At 57.4% G+C, this 16751-nt stretch carries 20 protein-coding genes, 1 tRNA gene and 1 riboswitch; of the genes, 11 read left to right on the top strand and 10 right to left on the bottom strand.

The window, feature by feature from the left end; all coding sequences use genetic code 11:
- The first annotated feature begins 131 nt into the window (after positions 1 to 131).
- Positions 132 to 671, top strand: coding sequence for an RNA 2'-phosphotransferase (locus tag AC2FGC_RS10730; protein WP_496726474.1), 540 nt, complete (start codon positions 132 to 134; stop codon positions 669 to 671).
- A 151-nt stretch (positions 672 to 822) separates the two neighbouring features.
- Here AC2FGC_RS10730 and AC2FGC_RS10725 read toward each other — a convergent pair.
- Positions 823 to 898, bottom strand: a tRNA-Lys gene (locus AC2FGC_RS10725).
- Positions 899 to 1109: 211 nt separating this feature from the next.
- Here AC2FGC_RS10725 and dapF point away from each other — a divergent pair.
- Together dapF and mtaB are read left to right on the top strand one after the other, a co-directional pair.
- Positions 1110 to 1952, top strand: coding sequence for a diaminopimelate epimerase (gene dapF, locus AC2FGC_RS10720; protein WP_496726163.1), 843 nt, complete (start codon positions 1110 to 1112; stop codon positions 1950 to 1952).
- Positions 1949 to 3205, top strand: a complete 1257-nt coding sequence (mtaB, locus tag AC2FGC_RS10715) for a tRNA (N(6)-L-threonylcarbamoyladenosine(37)-C(2))-methylthiotransferase MtaB (protein ID WP_496782302.1) — start codon at positions 1949 to 1951, stop codon at positions 3203 to 3205. Before dapF ends, mtaB begins: the two co-directional genes overlap by 4 nt.
- Positions 3206 to 3296: 91 nt before the next feature.
- Here mtaB and AC2FGC_RS10710 read toward each other — a convergent pair whose 3' ends face one another.
- The 3 genes from AC2FGC_RS10710 to petA are packed head-to-tail and all read right to left on the bottom strand — an operon-like array spanning position 3297 to position 6031.
- On the bottom strand, positions 3297 to 4082 hold the full coding sequence (locus AC2FGC_RS10710; RefSeq protein ID WP_108860629.1) for a cytochrome c1: 786 nt from the start codon (positions 4080 to 4082) through the stop codon (positions 3297 to 3299).
- A gap of 17 nt (positions 4083 to 4099) precedes the next feature.
- Complete coding sequence (gene petB, locus AC2FGC_RS10705; RefSeq protein WP_108860628.1) at positions 4100 to 5431, bottom strand: cytochrome b; 1332 nt, start codon at positions 5429 to 5431, stop codon at positions 4100 to 4102.
- 15 nt (positions 5432 to 5446) lie between these two features.
- Complete coding sequence (gene petA / locus AC2FGC_RS10700) at positions 5447 to 6031, bottom strand: ubiquinol-cytochrome c reductase iron-sulfur subunit (RefSeq protein ID WP_496726165.1); 585 nt, start codon at positions 6029 to 6031, stop codon at positions 5447 to 5449.
- A 352-nt stretch (positions 6032 to 6383) separates the two neighbouring features.
- On the opposite strand from petA, the gene AC2FGC_RS10695 reads away from it, so the two are divergent.
- The 3 genes from AC2FGC_RS10695 (at position 6384) to AC2FGC_RS10685 (ending at position 8104) form a co-directional block, all read left to right on the top strand.
- Positions 6384 to 6944, top strand: a complete 561-nt coding sequence (locus AC2FGC_RS10695; protein WP_496782299.1) for a helix-turn-helix domain-containing protein — start codon at positions 6384 to 6386, stop codon at positions 6942 to 6944.
- Positions 6941 to 7474 (top strand): GNAT family N-acetyltransferase, encoded by a 534-nt coding sequence (locus tag AC2FGC_RS10690; protein WP_496782296.1) that lies wholly within the window; start codon positions 6941 to 6943, stop codon positions 7472 to 7474. The genes AC2FGC_RS10695 and AC2FGC_RS10690 overlap by 4 nt, the downstream gene beginning before the upstream one ends.
- 186 nt (positions 7475 to 7660) lie before the next feature.
- Positions 7661 to 8104: a c-type cytochrome gene (locus tag AC2FGC_RS10685; RefSeq protein WP_496726168.1), complete on the top strand. Its 444-nt coding sequence runs from the start codon at positions 7661 to 7663 to the stop codon at positions 8102 to 8104.
- 52 nt (positions 8105 to 8156) lie between these two features.
- Here AC2FGC_RS10685 and AC2FGC_RS10680 read toward each other — a convergent pair whose 3' ends face one another.
- Complete coding sequence (locus tag AC2FGC_RS10680; RefSeq protein WP_496726169.1) at positions 8157 to 8765, bottom strand: glutathione S-transferase; 609 nt, start codon at positions 8763 to 8765, stop codon at positions 8157 to 8159.
- A gap of 74 nt (positions 8766 to 8839) precedes the next feature.
- Entirely contained in the window at positions 8840 to 9451 is a 612-nt protein-coding gene (locus AC2FGC_RS10675) for an FMN-binding negative transcriptional regulator (RefSeq protein WP_496726170.1), read from the bottom strand.
- Positions 9452 to 9504: 53 nt separating this feature from the next.
- A riboswitch (FMN riboswitch) is annotated at positions 9505 to 9652 on the top strand.
- A 72-nt stretch (positions 9653 to 9724) separates the two neighbouring features.
- Here AC2FGC_RS10675 and AC2FGC_RS10670 point away from each other — a divergent pair.
- The 5 genes from AC2FGC_RS10670 to cobO all read left to right on the top strand — a co-directional run bounded on the left by AC2FGC_RS10670 (position 9725) and on the right by cobO (position 13643).
- Positions 9725 to 10165, top strand: coding sequence for a 6,7-dimethyl-8-ribityllumazine synthase (locus AC2FGC_RS10670; protein ID WP_496726171.1), 441 nt, complete (start codon positions 9725 to 9727; stop codon positions 10163 to 10165).
- A 94-nt stretch (positions 10166 to 10259) separates the two neighbouring features.
- Positions 10260 to 11360, top strand: coding sequence for a chorismate synthase (gene aroC, locus AC2FGC_RS10665; RefSeq protein ID WP_496782294.1), 1101 nt, complete (start codon positions 10260 to 10262; stop codon positions 11358 to 11360).
- Positions 11344 to 12006 (top strand): HD domain-containing protein, encoded by a 663-nt coding sequence (locus AC2FGC_RS10660; RefSeq protein WP_496782292.1) that lies wholly within the window; start codon positions 11344 to 11346, stop codon positions 12004 to 12006. Before aroC ends, AC2FGC_RS10660 begins: the two co-directional genes overlap by 17 nt.
- 44 nt (positions 12007 to 12050) lie before the next feature.
- Positions 12051 to 12986: a DMT family transporter gene (locus AC2FGC_RS10655; RefSeq protein WP_496726174.1), complete on the top strand. Its 936-nt coding sequence runs from the start codon at positions 12051 to 12053 to the stop codon at positions 12984 to 12986.
- A gap of 57 nt (positions 12987 to 13043) precedes the next feature.
- Positions 13044 to 13643: a cob(I)yrinic acid a,c-diamide adenosyltransferase gene (cobO, locus tag AC2FGC_RS10650; protein WP_496726175.1), complete on the top strand. Its 600-nt coding sequence runs from the start codon at positions 13044 to 13046 to the stop codon at positions 13641 to 13643.
- Between the two features lie 33 nt (positions 13644 to 13676).
- On the opposite strand, the gene AC2FGC_RS10645 is transcribed toward cobO, so the two are convergent.
- From AC2FGC_RS10645 to AC2FGC_RS10630, 4 genes are all read right to left on the bottom strand, one after another.
- A complete protein-coding gene (locus AC2FGC_RS10645; RefSeq protein WP_496726176.1) occupies positions 13677 to 13874 on the bottom strand; it encodes a hypothetical protein in 198 nt (65 codons plus the stop codon).
- A gap of 374 nt (positions 13875 to 14248) precedes the next feature.
- Positions 14249 to 14614: an SPW repeat domain-containing protein gene (locus tag AC2FGC_RS10640; RefSeq protein ID WP_496726177.1), complete on the bottom strand. Its 366-nt coding sequence runs from the start codon at positions 14612 to 14614 to the stop codon at positions 14249 to 14251.
- A 109-nt stretch (positions 14615 to 14723) separates the two neighbouring features.
- Complete coding sequence (locus AC2FGC_RS10635) at positions 14724 to 15674, bottom strand: AraC family transcriptional regulator (protein ID WP_496782290.1); 951 nt, start codon at positions 15672 to 15674, stop codon at positions 14724 to 14726.
- Positions 15675 to 15802: 128 nt separating this feature from the next.
- On the bottom strand, positions 15803 to 16669 hold the full coding sequence (locus AC2FGC_RS10630) for a branched-chain amino acid aminotransferase (RefSeq protein WP_496726179.1): 867 nt from the start codon (positions 16667 to 16669) through the stop codon (positions 15803 to 15805).
- Positions 16670 to 16751: the final 82 nt, after the last annotated feature.

Here is a 16751-nt window from a genome sequence, read left to right as displayed (position 1 = left end):
AATTGAGTTCTGGAGCAAGCTCAAATCGACGGGTTTTACCATGGGATCAAACGAGCGCTTTATATGTAATTCCTAGGCGACTGCGTTCGTGTTAATCACCAACAAGGGTAGCGCGCACTTGCAGTTTGGGTATGAGTAGAGAAAGCAATTTTTTAAGCCTGGTGCTTAGGCACAAACCTGAAGAGATTGGTCTTCAGCTTGATAAGCAAGGGTGGGTTCGGGTTGATGAGCTGCTGCGGAAGCTGAAAAAGGCAAGCCGCAAGCTAAGCCGCGACGAGCTCATTCGGCTTGTGGAAAGCAGCGACAAAAGACGGTTCACTTTGTCTGAGGATGGCTCCCGGATTAGGGCAGCACAGGGCCATTCGGTTGATGTGGACCTTGGCTTAGAACCTCGGCACCCACCAGACGAGTTATACCACGGAACCGCCAGCACAAATTTAGATGCAATTTTCTCCGATGGGTTAAACCCTGGGCGACGCCGTCAAGTGCACCTCTCAACCAACCCTGAAACCGCCGAGCGCGTTGGCCAGCGTCACGGCAAGCCAGTTGTACTACGCGTCGAAGCTAAGCAAATGTTCGACGATGGCTTTGAGTTCTTCTGTGCAGATAATGGTGTTTGGCTCACAGATAAGGTGCCGGCAAGCTATCTCGGATTCGGACAAACTGCCTGACAAAAAGCTTAAAACTGAGCCCGCTTGTTATGAAATTTGTCCAAAACGATCGCGCTGCTTTGCGCTGACATCTACCGCTAAACACGGCACTTGCACGCTTATGCATTCCAAACGCACTCTTATGCATTAATGACATCACATTTGAAAAAAGTGGTGAGCCGTGCAGGATTCGAACCTGCGACCCACTGATTAAAAGTCAGTTGCTCTACCAACTGAGCTAACGGCCCACTCTTTTGCTGGATCTTGTCGATCCGTGGCGCTCTTTAAGTCATTTTCCCGACCGGGTTCAAGACCTTATTTGCACCTCGTATCGCCAGAGTAATCAGTGTTTCCGGCGACCCGATAGGCGGCCTAATTAGGCAGGTGGCGCTGGGGGGTCAACCCCCTTTTTTAAGGAATCTGCGTCGCAGGGTGGATTCCTTTCGGGTGCAGGGTTATATGCGCGCCATGCAAGGATTACAGAACACTGGTTTGCCCTTCATGAAGATGCACGGGCTGGGCAATGACTTTGTCATTGTGGACGCGCGCGCGTCTGCCGCGTGGATTAGTCCGGCACTTGCGCGGGGAATCGGGCACCGTCAATTCGGAGTCGGGTTCGATCAGCTCGCCGTCATCGAGAACGGCGAAGCGGATGCACACTTGGTGTTCTACAACTCGGACGGATCCACCTCGGCTGCGTGTGGAAATGCCACCCGTTGCATCGCCCGGTTCCTGATGGAGGAATCGGATAGATCCGACCTGACACTGACGACAGAACGCGGCACTCTTTACGCCAAGGACGCCGGAGACGGCCTGACCTCGGTCAATATGGGGCACCCCCAACTAAATTGGAACGAGGTTCCGTTGTCTGAGGAAGTCGACACACTGGAACTGCCCATCGAGGGAGCGCCGACGGCCACCGGGATGGGCAATCCGCATTGCACCTTTTTTGTCGACGATGCCGAAGCCATCCCTCTGACCGAGTTTGGTTCGCGTTACGAGCACCATCCGCTCTATCCTGAGCGTACCAATGTCCAAATTGCGCAGATCATTGCACCGGACCACATCCGCATGCGCGTGTGGGAGCGTGGCGTAGGCATCACCCTGGCTTCGGGATCATCCTCATGCGCCACGGCCGTTGCTGCTGCGCGTCGCGGCCTGACTGGGCGCAAAATACAAATTGAGCTGGACGGCGGGACGATCTGGATCGACTGGCGCGACGATGGCGTTTGGATGACCGGGCCCACTTGTCACGTGTTCTCGGGCACACTGACACCGGAATTTTTGGAATCACTGGCATGAGCGCGCCGAAGTTCACCACCCTGGGCTGCCGCCTGAACGCCTATGAGACCGAGGCGATGAAAGAGCTGTCGGCGCAGGCCGGACTCACCGACGCGGTGATCGTGAACACCTGCGCCGTCACGGCAGAAGCGGTGCGCAAAGCCCGGCAAGAGATTCGTAAGCTACGGCGGGAAAATCCTGACGCGCGGCTGATCGTGACAGGCTGTGCGGCCCAGACCGAGCCTGACACCTTTGCTCGAATGGATGAGGTCGACGCGGTCATTGGCAATACCGAGAAGATGCAGCCCGAGACCTGGAAAGGCATGGCGGCGGACTTTATCGGCCAGACCGAGACGGTGCAGGTCGATGACATCATGTCCGTCACCGAAACCGCAGGCCACCTGATCGACGGTTTTGGCACCCGATCGCGCGCCTATGTTCAGGTCCAAAACGGCTGTGACCATCGCTGCACTTTCTGCATTATCCCCTACGGCCGTGGAAACTCGCGCAGCGTCCCAGCAGGTGTTGTGGTGGATCAGATCAAGCGGCTGGTGGATCGGGGCTATAACGAAGTCGTCCTGACCGGCGTTGATCTGACCTCGTGGGGCGCCGATCTACCGGCGCAACCCAAGCTGGGTGATCTGGTGATGCGCATTCTGAAACTGGTGCCCGATCTGCCACGCCTGCGGATCAGCTCGATCGACTCGATCGAAGTGGATGAGAATCTGATGCAGGCCATCGCGACAGAATCTCGCCTGATGCCGCATCTGCACTTGTCCTTGCAGCACGGCGACGATCTGATCCTGAAGCGGATGAAACGACGTCACCTGCGCGATGACGCCATCCGCTTTACTGAAGAAGCCCGTAAACTGCGCCCCGAGATGACCTTTGGCGCTGATATCATCGCAGGCTTCCCAACCGAAACGGATGATCATTTCGAAAACTCGCTGAAACTGGTGACGGATTGCGATCTGACCTGGCTGCACGTGTTCCCTTATTCCAAACGCGACGGCACGCCGGCCGCCCGCATACCGCAGCAGGTGAACGGGAACATCATCAGGGACCGTGCCGCCCGCCTGCGCGCGGCCGGAGAGGCGCAGGTCACAAAACACCTGCAGACCCAAATTGGCAAAACCCATCACATCCTGATGGAAAACCCGCATATGGGCCGCACCGAACAATTCACTGAGGTCGCTTTTGAGGCACTACAGGCCGAAGGGCAGATTGTCACGGCAACAATCACAGGTGCCACTGGCACGCAACTAACAGCCTGATCCGTCCTTCATCTGGCCCCCTGACCGATTGCAACAAAAAAACCCCCGCAGCCGGTGGCGCGGGGGTTCAAACATTGCGGGGCTGTGAAACTCAGTCTCGTTTCTTGCCTTTGACACCTGCCCACAGGCGCTTGTTCACAAGGTACAGAAGCACCGACAACAGCGACAGGAACAGCACGCCGACGAAGCCCGAGTACTTGCGCTCCATCATTTTTGGCTCGGCAGTCCACATCAGGAAGGCAGCGATGTCTTCGGACAAGGCTTCGACAGTGGCCGGGTGGCCATCGGCGAATTCAACCTGATCTTCGGACAGCGGGGGCGCCATCGAAATCCAGCCTCCGGGGAAAGCTTTGTTCTCATACAGGATGGTGCCTGCTTCTTCTTTTTCTTCACCGGTATAGCCGTCCAGCAGCGAGGCGATGTATTCCGCGCCACCCATGCCTTTGAAGAACTGGTTGATGCCCAGACCATAAGGCCCGTGGAATCCGGCGCGGGCCTTGGCCATCAGGCTCAGGTCCGGTGCGCCAACACCGTCATTGACCGGGAAGTGGTCGGTCGGGATGGCCGGACGGAAATCGTCCAGCTCGGGATCGAACACTTCGAAGTTGTCTGCCGAGTAGGCGATGACTTCTTCTTCCGAATAGCCCAGCGCTTCGAGATCACGCAGAGGCACATAGCGCAGGCCGTGGCAGGCTGCACAGACCTCGGTATAGATCTGAAGGCCGCGCTGCAGCTGGTTTTGATCCCAGGTGCCAAAGGGGCCTTCAAACGAGAAGTGGAAGTCTTCGATGTGCTGCTCGCCCCCACCTGCTGCGAAGGACGCAGCAGGGGTAAGGGCCAAAGCAAACGCGGCACCGATTGCAAGTTTCTTGAACATGTTTCCGGTCCCTCTTCTTACTCGGCCGGCGTGGCGTCAGCGTCAGCCTTGCCATAATGCGCGTTGAAGTCTTCTTCGATGGTCTCTGGCTGTGGCAGCGGTTTTTCGATGACACCCAGGATCGGCAGGATCACGAAGAAATAGGCGAACCAGTAGGCGGACGCGATCAGCGAGAAGGTCGCATAGGGCTCTTCCGCGGGCATCGCACCCAGCCACATCAGGGCAAAGAAGTCGATGATCAGCAGGTAGAACCACCATTTGAACATCGGGCGGTATTTGCCCGAACGCACGGTCGACGTGTCCAGCCAGGGCGCCAGCGCCATTGCCAGGATCGCACCGAACATCGCAATCACACCAAAGAACTTGGCGTCAACGATGCCACCGGTGATGAAGCTGGCAAATTGTACAACCCAGACTTCACCGGTAAAGGCGCGCAAGATCGCGTAGAATGGCAGGAAGTACCATTCGGGAACGATGTGTGCTGGCGTTACCAACGGGTTGGCTTCGATGTAGTTGTCCGGGTGGCCCAGATAGTTCGGCATGTAGCCGACGATGGCCCAGAACACGACCAGGATCACGGCCAGAGCGAACAGGTCCTTGATCACGAAGTACGGCCAGAATGGCAGGGTGTCTTTCTCGGCATCGGCTTTCGACGTGCGGCGAACTTCAACACCCGTGGGGTTGTTGTTGCCGGTGGTGTGGAAGGCCCAGATATGCACAATGACCAGAGCCGCGATAACAAACGGCAGCAGATAGTGTAGCGAGAAGAAGCGGTTCAGCGTGGCATTGTCCACCGCGGGTCCGCCCAGCAGCCAGGTCTGGATCGCGTCACCCACAAACGGGATCGCGCCAAACAGGCCGGTGATCACGGTCGCACCCCAGAAGGACATCTGACCCCAAGGCAGAACATAGCCCATGAAGGCAGTACCCATCATCATCAGATAGATAAGCATACCGATGATCCACGTGATCTCACGCGGGGCTTTGTATGAGCCGTAGAACAGGCCACGGAAGATGTGGATGTAGACCGCAACAAAGAACAGCGACGCGCCGTTCATGTGAATGTAGCGCAGCATATAGCCGCCATTCACGTTGCGCATGATGTGTTCGATGCTGGCAAAGGCCAGATCGACATGCGGGGTGTAGTGCATCACCAGAACGATACCGGTGACAATCTGCAACGCCAGGCAGAACGCCAGGACGATGCCCCAGATCCACCACCAGTTCAGGTTCTTGGGGGTGGGGATCATGATGGTGTCGTAAATCAGGCCGACGATGGGCAAGCGGCTGTTCAGCCACTTCTCGCCGTTTGTCTTCGGCTCGTAATGATCGTGGGGAATTCCGGACATAAGTTTGGGTCTCCCTTAGCCGAGTTTGATGGTGCTGGCGTCGGTCCACTCTGCAGGCGGAACGGGCAGGTTTTCAGGCGCGGGGCCCTTACGAATACGTCCGGCCAGATCGTAGTGCGATCCGTGGCAGGGGCAGAACCAGCCGCCAAAGTCGCCAGCATCGCCCAGCGGCACACAGCCAAGGTGCGTACATACGCCCATCTGAACGATCCAAGCGCCCGGTGCTTCGCCCTCGGGCGACGGCATCACGCGGTTGGCGTCGGTCGCAGGAGCATCCGCGTTCAGGTTGAAGTTGCGGGCCAGCGGATCAGGCAGTGCGTCGACGCCGTCGGCGTCCTGTTCCTGTGCTTCTTGAATTTCGGCACCTGTGCGGTGGCGAACAAACACCGGTTTACCCAGCCATTTCACGGTCAGCTGCGTACCGGGTTCAACGCCGCTCACATCCACGCGGATCGAGGACAGCGCCTGAACGTCTGCCGAAGGGTTCATTTGATTGATCAGGGGCCATACGGCTGCACCCGTCGCGACGACACCTGCGCCGCCTGCGACGTAGTAGAGGAAATCTCTGCGGGTGCCTTCGTGGTCTTCTGCGTGGGACACGAGGTTTTCTCCGATTCCGGCGCCCGGGGGTAACCCGAGCAAACATGCATCAGCACCGCATCAAAGCGGCGTCTCATCGCGGCTATCTATCCGGGAGAATTCGGTTCGTCCAGCGGTCATAGGCGCGCAGTGCGCCACAACAGGGCATTCATGTCACAACGAGGGGCGAAAGTTTCAAGATACGGACCTGTTTTTTGGCAAAAAACACTCCGATCCCCCGACTTTTCCATATGTGATTCGATTCGTTTTGACAGGGTAGAACGGTGCCAAACAGACCCAGCCCCACAATGATTTACAGAATACCGGTCCCCGTAGCTTGAATTTTTCACCATATTCGAGAATATTCCCTTATATGGGAAAACCTATAGAAACCACGTCTGACAAACTGGCCTCGCATTTGCGTGGATTGCGAGAGCAGTACAGCATGACCCTCGATACTTTGGCTGGAAGAACCGGGTTAAGCCGCGCCACCCTGTCGCGGATCGAGAAAAACGAAGTCAGCCCAACCGCCGAGACGCTAGGCCGTCTGGCATCAGTCTATGCAGTGCCGATCTCGCAGCTACTTGCCCCGCTGGAGCAAGGTTTCCAGCCGATCGTCCGGCGGCACGACCAGCCGTTCTGGACGGATCGTGAGCACGGGTTTCAACGTCGCAGCGTTTCGCCCCCCAGCGGGCAACTTTCGGTTGAATTGATCGAAGGAACCCTGACCGCGCGGCAGCGCATTGCCTATGATGCGCCCGCAGTTCCGGGGCAAGAGCATCACCTGTATGTCCTGTCCGGGCAGATCGAAATCACGGTCGAGGGGAAAGCGTATGACCTTCGACAAGGGGATTGCCTGCGGTACATTTTGTTTGGCGAGACCGTATTTGAAACGACCCATAGTCCCTGCACTTACGTGATCGCATTGTCATGACCGTTCAGACACCCAACGTCGCCCGCCTTACCCCGGCGGATATCGACAACAATCTGACAGACCTGTGCCGCACGCTTGTTGACAGCGTTGCCGACGGTGCCGCGATCAGCTTCATGATACCGCTCGACCATGAAAGCGCCGCGCGGTTCTGGACGGATGACGTCAAACCCTCTGTCGAAACTGGCGAGCGGCACTTGTTTGGCGCATTTTATCAGCGTCGCCTGATCGGTACGGTCCAACTGTTGCTTGCCATGCCCCCAAATCAGCCCCACCGGGCAGAAATCTCGAAGATGATCGTTCACCCCGATGCCAGACGTCGCGGTTTGGGCAGGGCCTTGATGCAAGAGGCCCTGAAATCCGCACAAGAAGCCGGGAAGACACTCATCACACTAGACACGCGCACCGGAGACGTCTCGGAATCCCTTTACAGGTCTGTCGGATTCCAACCGGCAGGTGTCATCCCCGATTTCGCATTCGACCCGGACGGAATATCCCGTCACGCGACGACCTATATGTACCGATACCTTTGACTTAAGCTCGAATTTACGGTGACGCCCGACGTAGCAAGACGCGCCTTTTCTGAAGGGCATATCGATGTAGAAAATCTGAGTTAAAAATAGATATTTTACAAAGGCTTAGTCGCGTCTGATTTCGATTGAACTTTGGACGCAAATGATCGAAATGCGGGAAATCCCAATCTCTGCAGGACGTCCCCAATGTCAAAGCTCTTTGCAACTATTCTGACCGTCACACTAGCCGTTTCCTCTCAGGCGACAGCGGCCGGTGATCCGGCGAAAGGCGAGAAACTCTACAATCGCTGCTCTTCGTGCCACGCAATCATCAAAGATGGCCAAGTTCTGGTCAAAGGCGGCATCACTGGCCCGAATCTGTACGGCGTCGTGGGGCGCGTCGCCGGAACAGAATCGGACTACCTGAACGGAAGCGCGCGTTTGCCCGTCGGAATGTTCACTGACGACATGATCCGCGCCGGTCAGGAAGGGCTGGTCTGGACGCAAGAGAACATCGCCACGTATTCCAAAAACCCGATCGCATTCATCCAGGAATACCTGGATGACGAAACCGCGCGCCCAAACATGAGCGTCAAACTGAAAAAGGGCGCCGATGACATCGCGGCCTATCTGGCGACGTTCAACGAGTGATGACTGCCGCTGGCCGTTCTGCCGTCAGAGCAGCCAGCGCATTAATCCCCGATCAGGCCGGCGGTTGCGTTGCGACCATGCTGGGACGCTCGGCAAACTTCTCGTACCAGGCGGCCAGCACGTCATTTCCCTTGCGCCACCCGCGCGCATCGTGACGGAAATCGACATAGCCCAGCGCGCAGGCCACTGCGACTTGCCCCATATCCAACGGTCCCGACAGATGCGCCATCCACCGCTGGTTCAACGCGGCGCAGGCGCGTTCTATCTTGTCCCATTGCGCATCGGCCCAGCCCTCCCATTGCTTGTCTTCGGGCCGCATCCGAGCCTCATAGGTGATCAGCAATGCCGCATCCAGAATACCATCCGCCAGCGCCTCGAGCGTCAGCACATCCCAATGCCGGGCACCGTCCTGATAAAGACCTGCCTGCGCGCGCGCGTCCAGAAACGCGCAGATAACACGGCTGTCGAACAGGGTCGGTCCATCTGGGCGCTCTAACGCGGGCACCTTTGTCAGCGGAGCCTTGGCCAATAGCGGCTCGGCCGGGGACATTGGCGTTGTTGCAACATTCAGCAGTTCGACATCCTGTAATTGGTCTGTTTCATACAACAAAACCATAACCTTACGGACATAGGGCGAAGTGGGGCTGAAATAGAGTTTCATTAGTGATCTCCCTGAATTGCCGGAACTCTACAGCACCATTTGCAAAACAAAACCCGTCAATTGGTGTGCCACCCTCACCCTCTCATCAACTTTTGCAGAGCATCAAGCTCGGACCCGATCCCGTCGTTTGCGATATGTTCTGCCGCGCTCAGGCGGACTGCATCGGGCTTGTTCTGGTTTAGCTTCCAGGTGCCTTGAATGTCGTCAATGCGAAACTGAAACGGCACGACCATACGCATCATCTTATCCAACGCGTCCGAACTCATCTTGCCGGTGGTCCAAGGGGGTTTGGGCAGCAAGCGTGCCTCATAAAAGGCGGACTGGCGATTTAACAGGTCCAGCAACTCTTCTTGCGGGCGCTGTTCCAACTGACCGATCAGATGCACAGCGACATAGTTCCATGTCGGAACCTGATCGTCGATCCCGTACCAATCCGGCGACACGTAGCCATCTGGCCCGGTGACAGCGATTCTGGCTGGTTTAGGGTCTTTCAGCATGCGGACGATCGAGTTCGATCGGACAAGATGCAGCTCGGCCAGCGTGCCATCCTCAGACAGCAGAAACGGCACGTGGCTAATCAGCGGTGCCTCATCCGTCGACACCGCAAGAACCCCGAACGCTCGGTCACGCGCAAAGGCGATGTGGCGCGCAGTCTCTTCTGCGCGGAAGGCTGGATTGGGGTGCATGGCTGTCCTCCTGCGAAATCTCTTGCAGAACCGGCCGCACCTTGGCAAGGTCCGCCCGTTCTCAGGGCGGGGTGAAATTCCCCACCGGCGGTATGCGGGCGATGGTCCGTAAGCCCGCGAGCGGCTCCGGTGTGCGGAGTGTCAGCAGATCTGGTGAGATGCCAGAGCCGACGGTTAAAGTCCGGATGAAAGAGAACGTGCAGCGCGTCGGCCCTAGCTTGCGCCTGCCCGTGATCGCCTTGGGTGACGTGTCTGTTGCGAAAGGAGATCATGATGACACACACCCGCTATGCTTTTGTAAAAGCCAACTGGCATTCCGATATCGTTGATCAAGCCCTAGAAGGGTTTCTGGAACTCATCCCCGCCGATCAGGTTGACGTTTTTGACGTCCCCGGCGCGTTCGAAATGCCGCTGCTGGCCCGCGATCTGGCCCAGACCGGTCACTACGCCGCGGTCGCCTGCGCGGCGTTTGTCGTGGATGGCGGTATTTACCGGCACGATTTTGTGGCTCAGGCCGTTGTCGATGGGTTGATGCGTGCTGGCATGGATACAGGGGTACCGGTCCTGTCTGTTTCCTTGACGCCGCACCAGTATCAGGAAACCGATCACCACAATGCTATCTACCGGGCGCATTTTGTAGAGAAAGGCCGCGAAGCCGCTCAAGCCGCGCTGAAAATTGCAGCCACGCGTGCCCAACTGGCCGCGGCAGCATAAGCACGACAGGTTGGGGCAAACACGCCCCAACCGCAAATCCGCTTGAGGCCAATGGCCTTGCCAGCTAATCACGACGCGCAAAGGAGCATGCCCCATGTCAATGAACAGTTTTGGCCACCTTTTCCGCGTCACCACCTGGGGTGAAAGCCACGGGCCCGCGTTGGGTGCGACCGTCGATGGCTGCCCTCCGGGTGTCACAATCGACGAGGCGATGATTCAGCAATGGCTGGACAAGCGCAAACCGGGTCAGAATAAGTTCACCACCCAGCGGCGCGAGCCAGATCAGGTCAAAATCCTGTCGGGCGTGTTCGAAGGGCAAACCACGGGTACTCCGGTGCAGCTGATGATCGAGAACACGGATCAGCGCTCGAAAGACTACGGCGATATCATGGACAAGTTCCGTCCCGGGCACGCCGATATCACCTACTGGCAGAAGTACGGCATCCGCGATTATCGCGGCGGCGGGCGCAGCTCGGCCCGGGAAACCGCATCGCGTGTGGCAGCGGGCGGGCTGGCGCGAGAAGCCATCAAGCAGATCGCACCAAACGTGCAGATTACCGGCTACATGACGCAGATCGGCCCACACAAGATTGACCGAGGCAATTTCGACTGGTCGCAGATCGAACAGAACCCGTTCTGGACCCCGGATGCCCAAGCGGCCAAGGATTGGGCGGCTTACTTGGACGATCTGCGCAAGTCCGGAAACTCGGTTGGTGCGATTGTCGAGGTTGTGGCCCGTGGCGTCCCAGCAGGCATCGGTGCGCCGGTTTACGCCAAGTTAGACACTGATTTGGCCGCTGCGATGATGTCCATCAACGCCGTCAAAGGTGTCGAGATCGGCGAAGGCATGGCCGCCGCCGAACTGACGGGCGAAGGCAATGCGGACGAGATTTTCATGGGCCAGAACGGTCCGCAATACAGCTCGAACCACGCGGGCGGTATCTTGGGCGGTATCTCGACTGGACAAGACGTTGTTGTGCGGTTTGCTGTCAAACCTACCTCATCCATTCTGACCACACGCAAAACCATCACCAAATCCGGTGAAGAGACCGAGATCATCACCAAGGGCCGTCACGACCCCTGCGTAGGCATCCGCGCCGTTCCGGTGGGTGAGGCGATGATGGCTTGCGTGATCCTCGACCACCTGCTGCTGCATCGCGGCCAGATCGGAGAGAACCGTGGACGGATCGGCTGATCTGCGCATGCGCCTGCGCGCCGTCGTTGCGCAGCGTATGGAAACCGACCCCGCGCATGATCTGGCCCACTTGGACCGGGTCTGGGTGAACGCGCAGGCCATTGCAAACGACCAGACCGACATGCCCGTGCTGCTGGCTGCGGCGTACCTGCATGATCTGGTCAACCTGTCGAAGGACGACCCCGACCGCCACTTGGCATCGCGCCGATCGGCTGAGGAATCAGAGTCTATTCTGGCTAATCTGGTCTATTCCGAGGACCAGATTCAGGCGATCAAACACGCGATTGAAGCGCACAGCTTTTCGGCCAACATTACACCGGAAACGCCCGAGGCCTGCATCTTGCGCGATGCGGACAGGTTGGATGCGCTGGGGGCGATTGGCGTTGCCCGGAACTTCTCGGTTTCCGGCGCGTTGGGACGGTCGCTTTATGATCCGGCGGATCCCTTTGCCGCCAACCGTCCACTGGACGACCTGCATTTTTCGATCGACCACTGGAAGGTCAAACTGCTGGGCTTGCCTGGTGATATGTTGACCGAGGGTGGTCGAGAAATTGCACAGCGCAGAATCGCGCGCATGATCCGGTTTCTGGAAGAGTTCGCCCAAGAGATCGGCAGTCCCCTGCCTGCCGATTGGTCCAATCTGTAAACAACACGTTGATCTTTCCCTACCAAAAGCGCAGGTTCGCGCCGATGGCAAAACCCTTAACATCGCATCGACCTTTGCTGGCCGTCGCTCTGAAAACGAGCGCGGTGTTTCTGTTCACCGTCATGGCGGCGATAGTCAAAGCGCAGTCCGATCACTTCCCACCTGGCGAGATGGTATTTTTCCGATCCCTTTTTGCCATTCCGGTGATTGTCATCTGGCTGATGGCGCGTGGAGAATTGGCGCAAGGGTTCAAAGTCCGTAAACCCTCGGGCCATTTTTGGCGCGGCGTGCTGGGCACCACGGCGATGGGGCTTACTTTCACCGGCCTTGGCTTGATCCCGCTGCCCGAAGCCACAGCGATTGGCTATGCCACCCCGATTTTCACCCTGATCCTTGCCGCGGTAATGCTAGGCGAACGCATCCGAAGAATCAGAATCGCCGCCGTTTCCATCGGGCTGTTGGGTGTCCTGATCATGATCTGGCCCAGACTGGGTGGCAACAACATGGAAGCTGCCGCCACCTTCGGCGCAATGTGTATTCTGGGTGCGACCGTTGCACGGGCCTTTGTGCAGATCCACATCCGGCAGTTGGTGCAGGTCGACCATCCTGCGGCCATTGTCTTCTATTTCTCGATGACGGCGACCATCCTGTCCGGGCTGACCATCTTTTGGGGGTGGGTCATGCCGACATGGGAACAGGCGGGCTTTTTGATTCTGGCTGGTCTGATCGGAGGTGTTGCCCAGATTCTGGTGACTTCGTCCTATCGCTTTGGGCAGGCTTCGATGCTGGCGCCCTACGATTATACCTCGATGCTGTTTGCAATCGTCATCGGTTATGTCTGGTTCAGTGAACTGCCAACGCTGGTCATGCTGGCCGGTGCGGCGCTGGTGATTGTCGGTAACGTCGTGGTGATCTGGCGCGAACATCAACTGGGCTTGGAGCGCGGCAAGGCACGCGCGGTCACGGATCCCAAAGCCTGACCTTTACCTTTGCAGAACTTCCCCTAGGGTGTGCCCAACACAAGATGAGGGTTTCCCATGAGCGACGCGCAGGATCACAAGGAAAAGATGCAAAAGGTGCAGGCCCAGCACCGCAAGAAAGTGTCCGAGGCAGTTGATCCGGACCGCGGGCTGGTACTTATCAACACTGGCAAGGGTAAGGGTAAGTCCTCGGCCGCGTTCGGGGTCGTGATCCGTGCGCTGGGTTGGGGTCAGAAGGTCGCCGTTGTTCAATTCATCAAGGGTAAATGGAAAACCGGCGAGCGTCGCTTCTTTGAAGAACGCGATCTGGTGACATGGCACACAATGGGTGAAGGCTTCACCTGGGATACTCAGGACCGCGAGCGTGACATCGCCGCCGCAAACTCTGCCTTTGACAAGGCACGCGCCCTCATGTCCAGCGGCGAATACGATCTGGTCGTGCTGGACGAGATCAACATCGCGCTTCGCTACGAATACCTGTCGGTCGAACAGGTGATCGATGGGCTGAAAGAACGGTCTGACAAGACCAGCGTGTTCCTGACGGGTCGGGATGCGCCACAGGCGCTTCGCGATTATGCCGATCTGGTCACCGAAATGACCGAGGAAAAGCACCCGTTTCAGGCCGGAATCAAAGCCCAGCGCGGCGTGGATTTCTGAACATCAGAGTCTAAACAGCCCCCTCAGGGGCTGTTACGCAGGCGGGTTTTCGTTGAGAAACCTTACCGATCCGCGTCGGCAGGCGGCGCTGTCCGGCAACGGTTGTGCAGCCCCGTCGCCCTGGGCTGACTTGGGTTTATCGACATAGGCGCAATAATCGTCGTCACAGCAACATCCGCAAGCGGTGGCCGCTTCGTGCCGTGCCATGATTTCGTCAAGTGAGTCACCCATCGTCATTTCCTGTTGCGCGTGTCGTTTCCGAGGCGGTGGCGCGCTCTCACCAGGCTATACGCTAAGCCCGCAGACCGCCTCGAAACCCCGTGCTGGATGATAGCACATCTGGCCTTAATCTTTATCTGATTATTTTTGTCGGAATTTGCAAGATCAAAAAAACACATCCTGAGTAACCCCGAAGTTAACTGGCTTGGAGCGGAACTATTTCAGGCGTTTTGAGGAAACCAATTTCCTAAATTCTTACTTATTAGGCTCACATATGTTGATACACAGCGCGAACAAACAGATCAGCAAGCCGCCTGTCGGTGGGACAAGCGGCTTTGGTTTTTTGAGAATTCACCTTGTTGCGATGCATCCAAGGTGCGTCAGGTTCAAGCCGTAACACCCTGCTCTGGCGCGCTAAGCGAGATGACGGCGACCACCGCAGCCCCGTTCAGCCAGTAAAAGATCGCATCCATTCCCGAAAACCCAAATAGGCTGGGCGCGGCCAGGAAAACGACGCCGACCAGAAGATCGACCGCCAAGTGAAAGTTGTAGGGAAGAATGCGCCAGATCCCCAAATGGTGATCCGTCAACACCGTCAGGACAAACGCCGCGACGCCGGTGACCACCGACAGCCACAACGCCATCGGGTTGGATTGCCCCAGTCCAAGCAAAAAGGGCAGCCCCATCAGCGCAAAGGCAACAGGGTAGTCCAGACAGGCGTGAATATTGCGGGTGACAAAGCGGAGAGACATGAGAGTTCCTTTCCTGATATGGGATGACCTCAAACTAGGAAAGAAACTCCGAACGTTTAATTCTGGATCGTTCGTGAAACGTTGCAGATCGTCCAGAGTTTCAATTCGATCAGTGCATTGATCGATAGGCGGCTGGCGATACGCCAACCTGCTTTTTGAACACCCGCGAAAAGGCGGCTTCCGAGGCATAGCCGACCTCGGCCGCGGCATCGGCCACGTTCCAGCGGGCCTCAGTCAATCCGTGACACGCAATCTGCATGCGCCAATCGGTCAGATACTGCATGGGCGTTGTCCCCATCTTGTCTGCGAATAGCTGTGCGAACGCAGTGCGAGACATTCCGGCCTCACGTGCTAGGTACTCGACGCTCCACTCTTGCGCGGGCGAATGGTGAAACGCAGTCAATGCACGCGAAATGCGGGAATCGGCGAACCCGGCAAGCGCGGTTTCGCTGGGGCTTTGATGTTCAAGATGGGCCCGAATGGCCTGCGCAAACAGGACCTCGGACAGTTTCAACGCTATGAGGTCACCACCGATCCGCGCGCCGTTGATCTCGGACCCGATCATACGCAGGGTGGCTTCGATCCAAGCCCCGGCTTCTTCGCCATAGTTTTCGATCAGGATGTACGGGGGAAGCCGGTCAATCAGCATATGCCCGGTTCCCTGTCGCCCCGGAGGTCCGGTGAAAGAGAAATGACCGCAGATCAATTGCGTATCGCGGCTTTTGTCTTCGCCGCCATAAATCAAAACCCCGTCGCCTTTGTACCCGGCCTCTTCCAACACCTGTTCAAGCGGCAGGGCATCCAGCGGTTGAACCTCATTGCACAGTAACGCATGGGCGGATCCGTGCGGGATCACGATCAGGTCGCCTTGCTTCAATCGCAAGGTTTGCCCTGTGTTAGAGACGAATACTTTCAGCTCTCCGCGTTGTACAAAGTGAAATCTGGCCACATTTTGATAGGCCGGTACCTGTATGCCAAAGGGCGGTGTGAAAGAGGTTCGAAAGTAAAACGTGCCCTTCAACGACAGGCGGGTAAGTATATCGCTAAGCAGATCCAACATTGGATTAAGATAGCCGCGGCTGCGCGTTCGTCCACCCGCGCGGACGATCTGCAATTCTTTATGAACAAGCGGCAATAAAAAAGCCCCCGCGATAGCGCGAGGGCTTCTGTCAATGCATCTGAGTGTTATCAGGCGCGGACAAGCGCCTCATAATCGGCGGCGATCTCGCGGGTCAGGTCTCCGACCTCAAACGTATAATCGCCGATCTGGCCCACCGGGGTCACCTCGGCTGCGGTGCCGGTCAGCCAGCACTGCTCGAAATCCGCCATTTCCTCGGGCTTGATGCGGCGCTCGTGAACGGTGATGCCTTTGTCTTTCAGCATCTGAATGACGGTCTGACGGGTGATCCCGTTCAGGAAGCAATCGGCCAGAGGTGTATGAACCTCACCATCTTTTACGAAGAACACGTTTGCGCCTGTCGCCTCGGCCACGTAACCGCGCCAATCCATGAACAGCGCGTCCGAGCAGCCCTTGGCCTCGGCCTTATGTTTCGAGATGGTGCAGATCATGTACAGACCCGCTGCCTTGGCGTGCACCGGGATGGTTTCCGGGCTGGGGCGCTTCCATTCCGCGATATCCAGCTTGGCGCCCTGCATCTTGGCGTCGCCGTAATAGGCGCCCCAGGGCCAGACCGCGACGGCCATCCGGACCGGGTTCTTGGCCGATGCCACACCCATGTCTTCCCCCGAGCCACGCCAGACCAGCGCACGGACATAGGCGTCCTGCAAGCCGCTGGCTTTCAGTGCTTCTTCCTTGGCGGCCTCGATATCGTCCACCGAAAAGGGCATCGGCATGTCTAGCGCTTCGGCCGAGGCAATTAGGCGCTCAGAATGTTCGCGACTTTTGAAAATCTTGCCGTTATAAGCACGCTCACCTTCGAACACCGAAGACGCATAGTGCATCGCATGGGTCAGGATGTGCACATTGGCTTCGCGCCAGGGCACCAGTTTGCCATCCAACCAGATGACACCGTCACGATCATCATACCCCGCCATGCGAAACCTCCTGACCTGGGAAAAATTTCCGATTATTGCGCTGATTAAGTCCGTTTCGGACATAAAGTTACGCAAAAACTGC

It is taken from the genome of Ruegeria sp. CDSC054, from assembly GCF_059610645.1.
The sequence above is the reverse complement of the archived record's forward strand: the minus strand, read 5'-3'. Positions and strand labels throughout refer to the sequence as shown.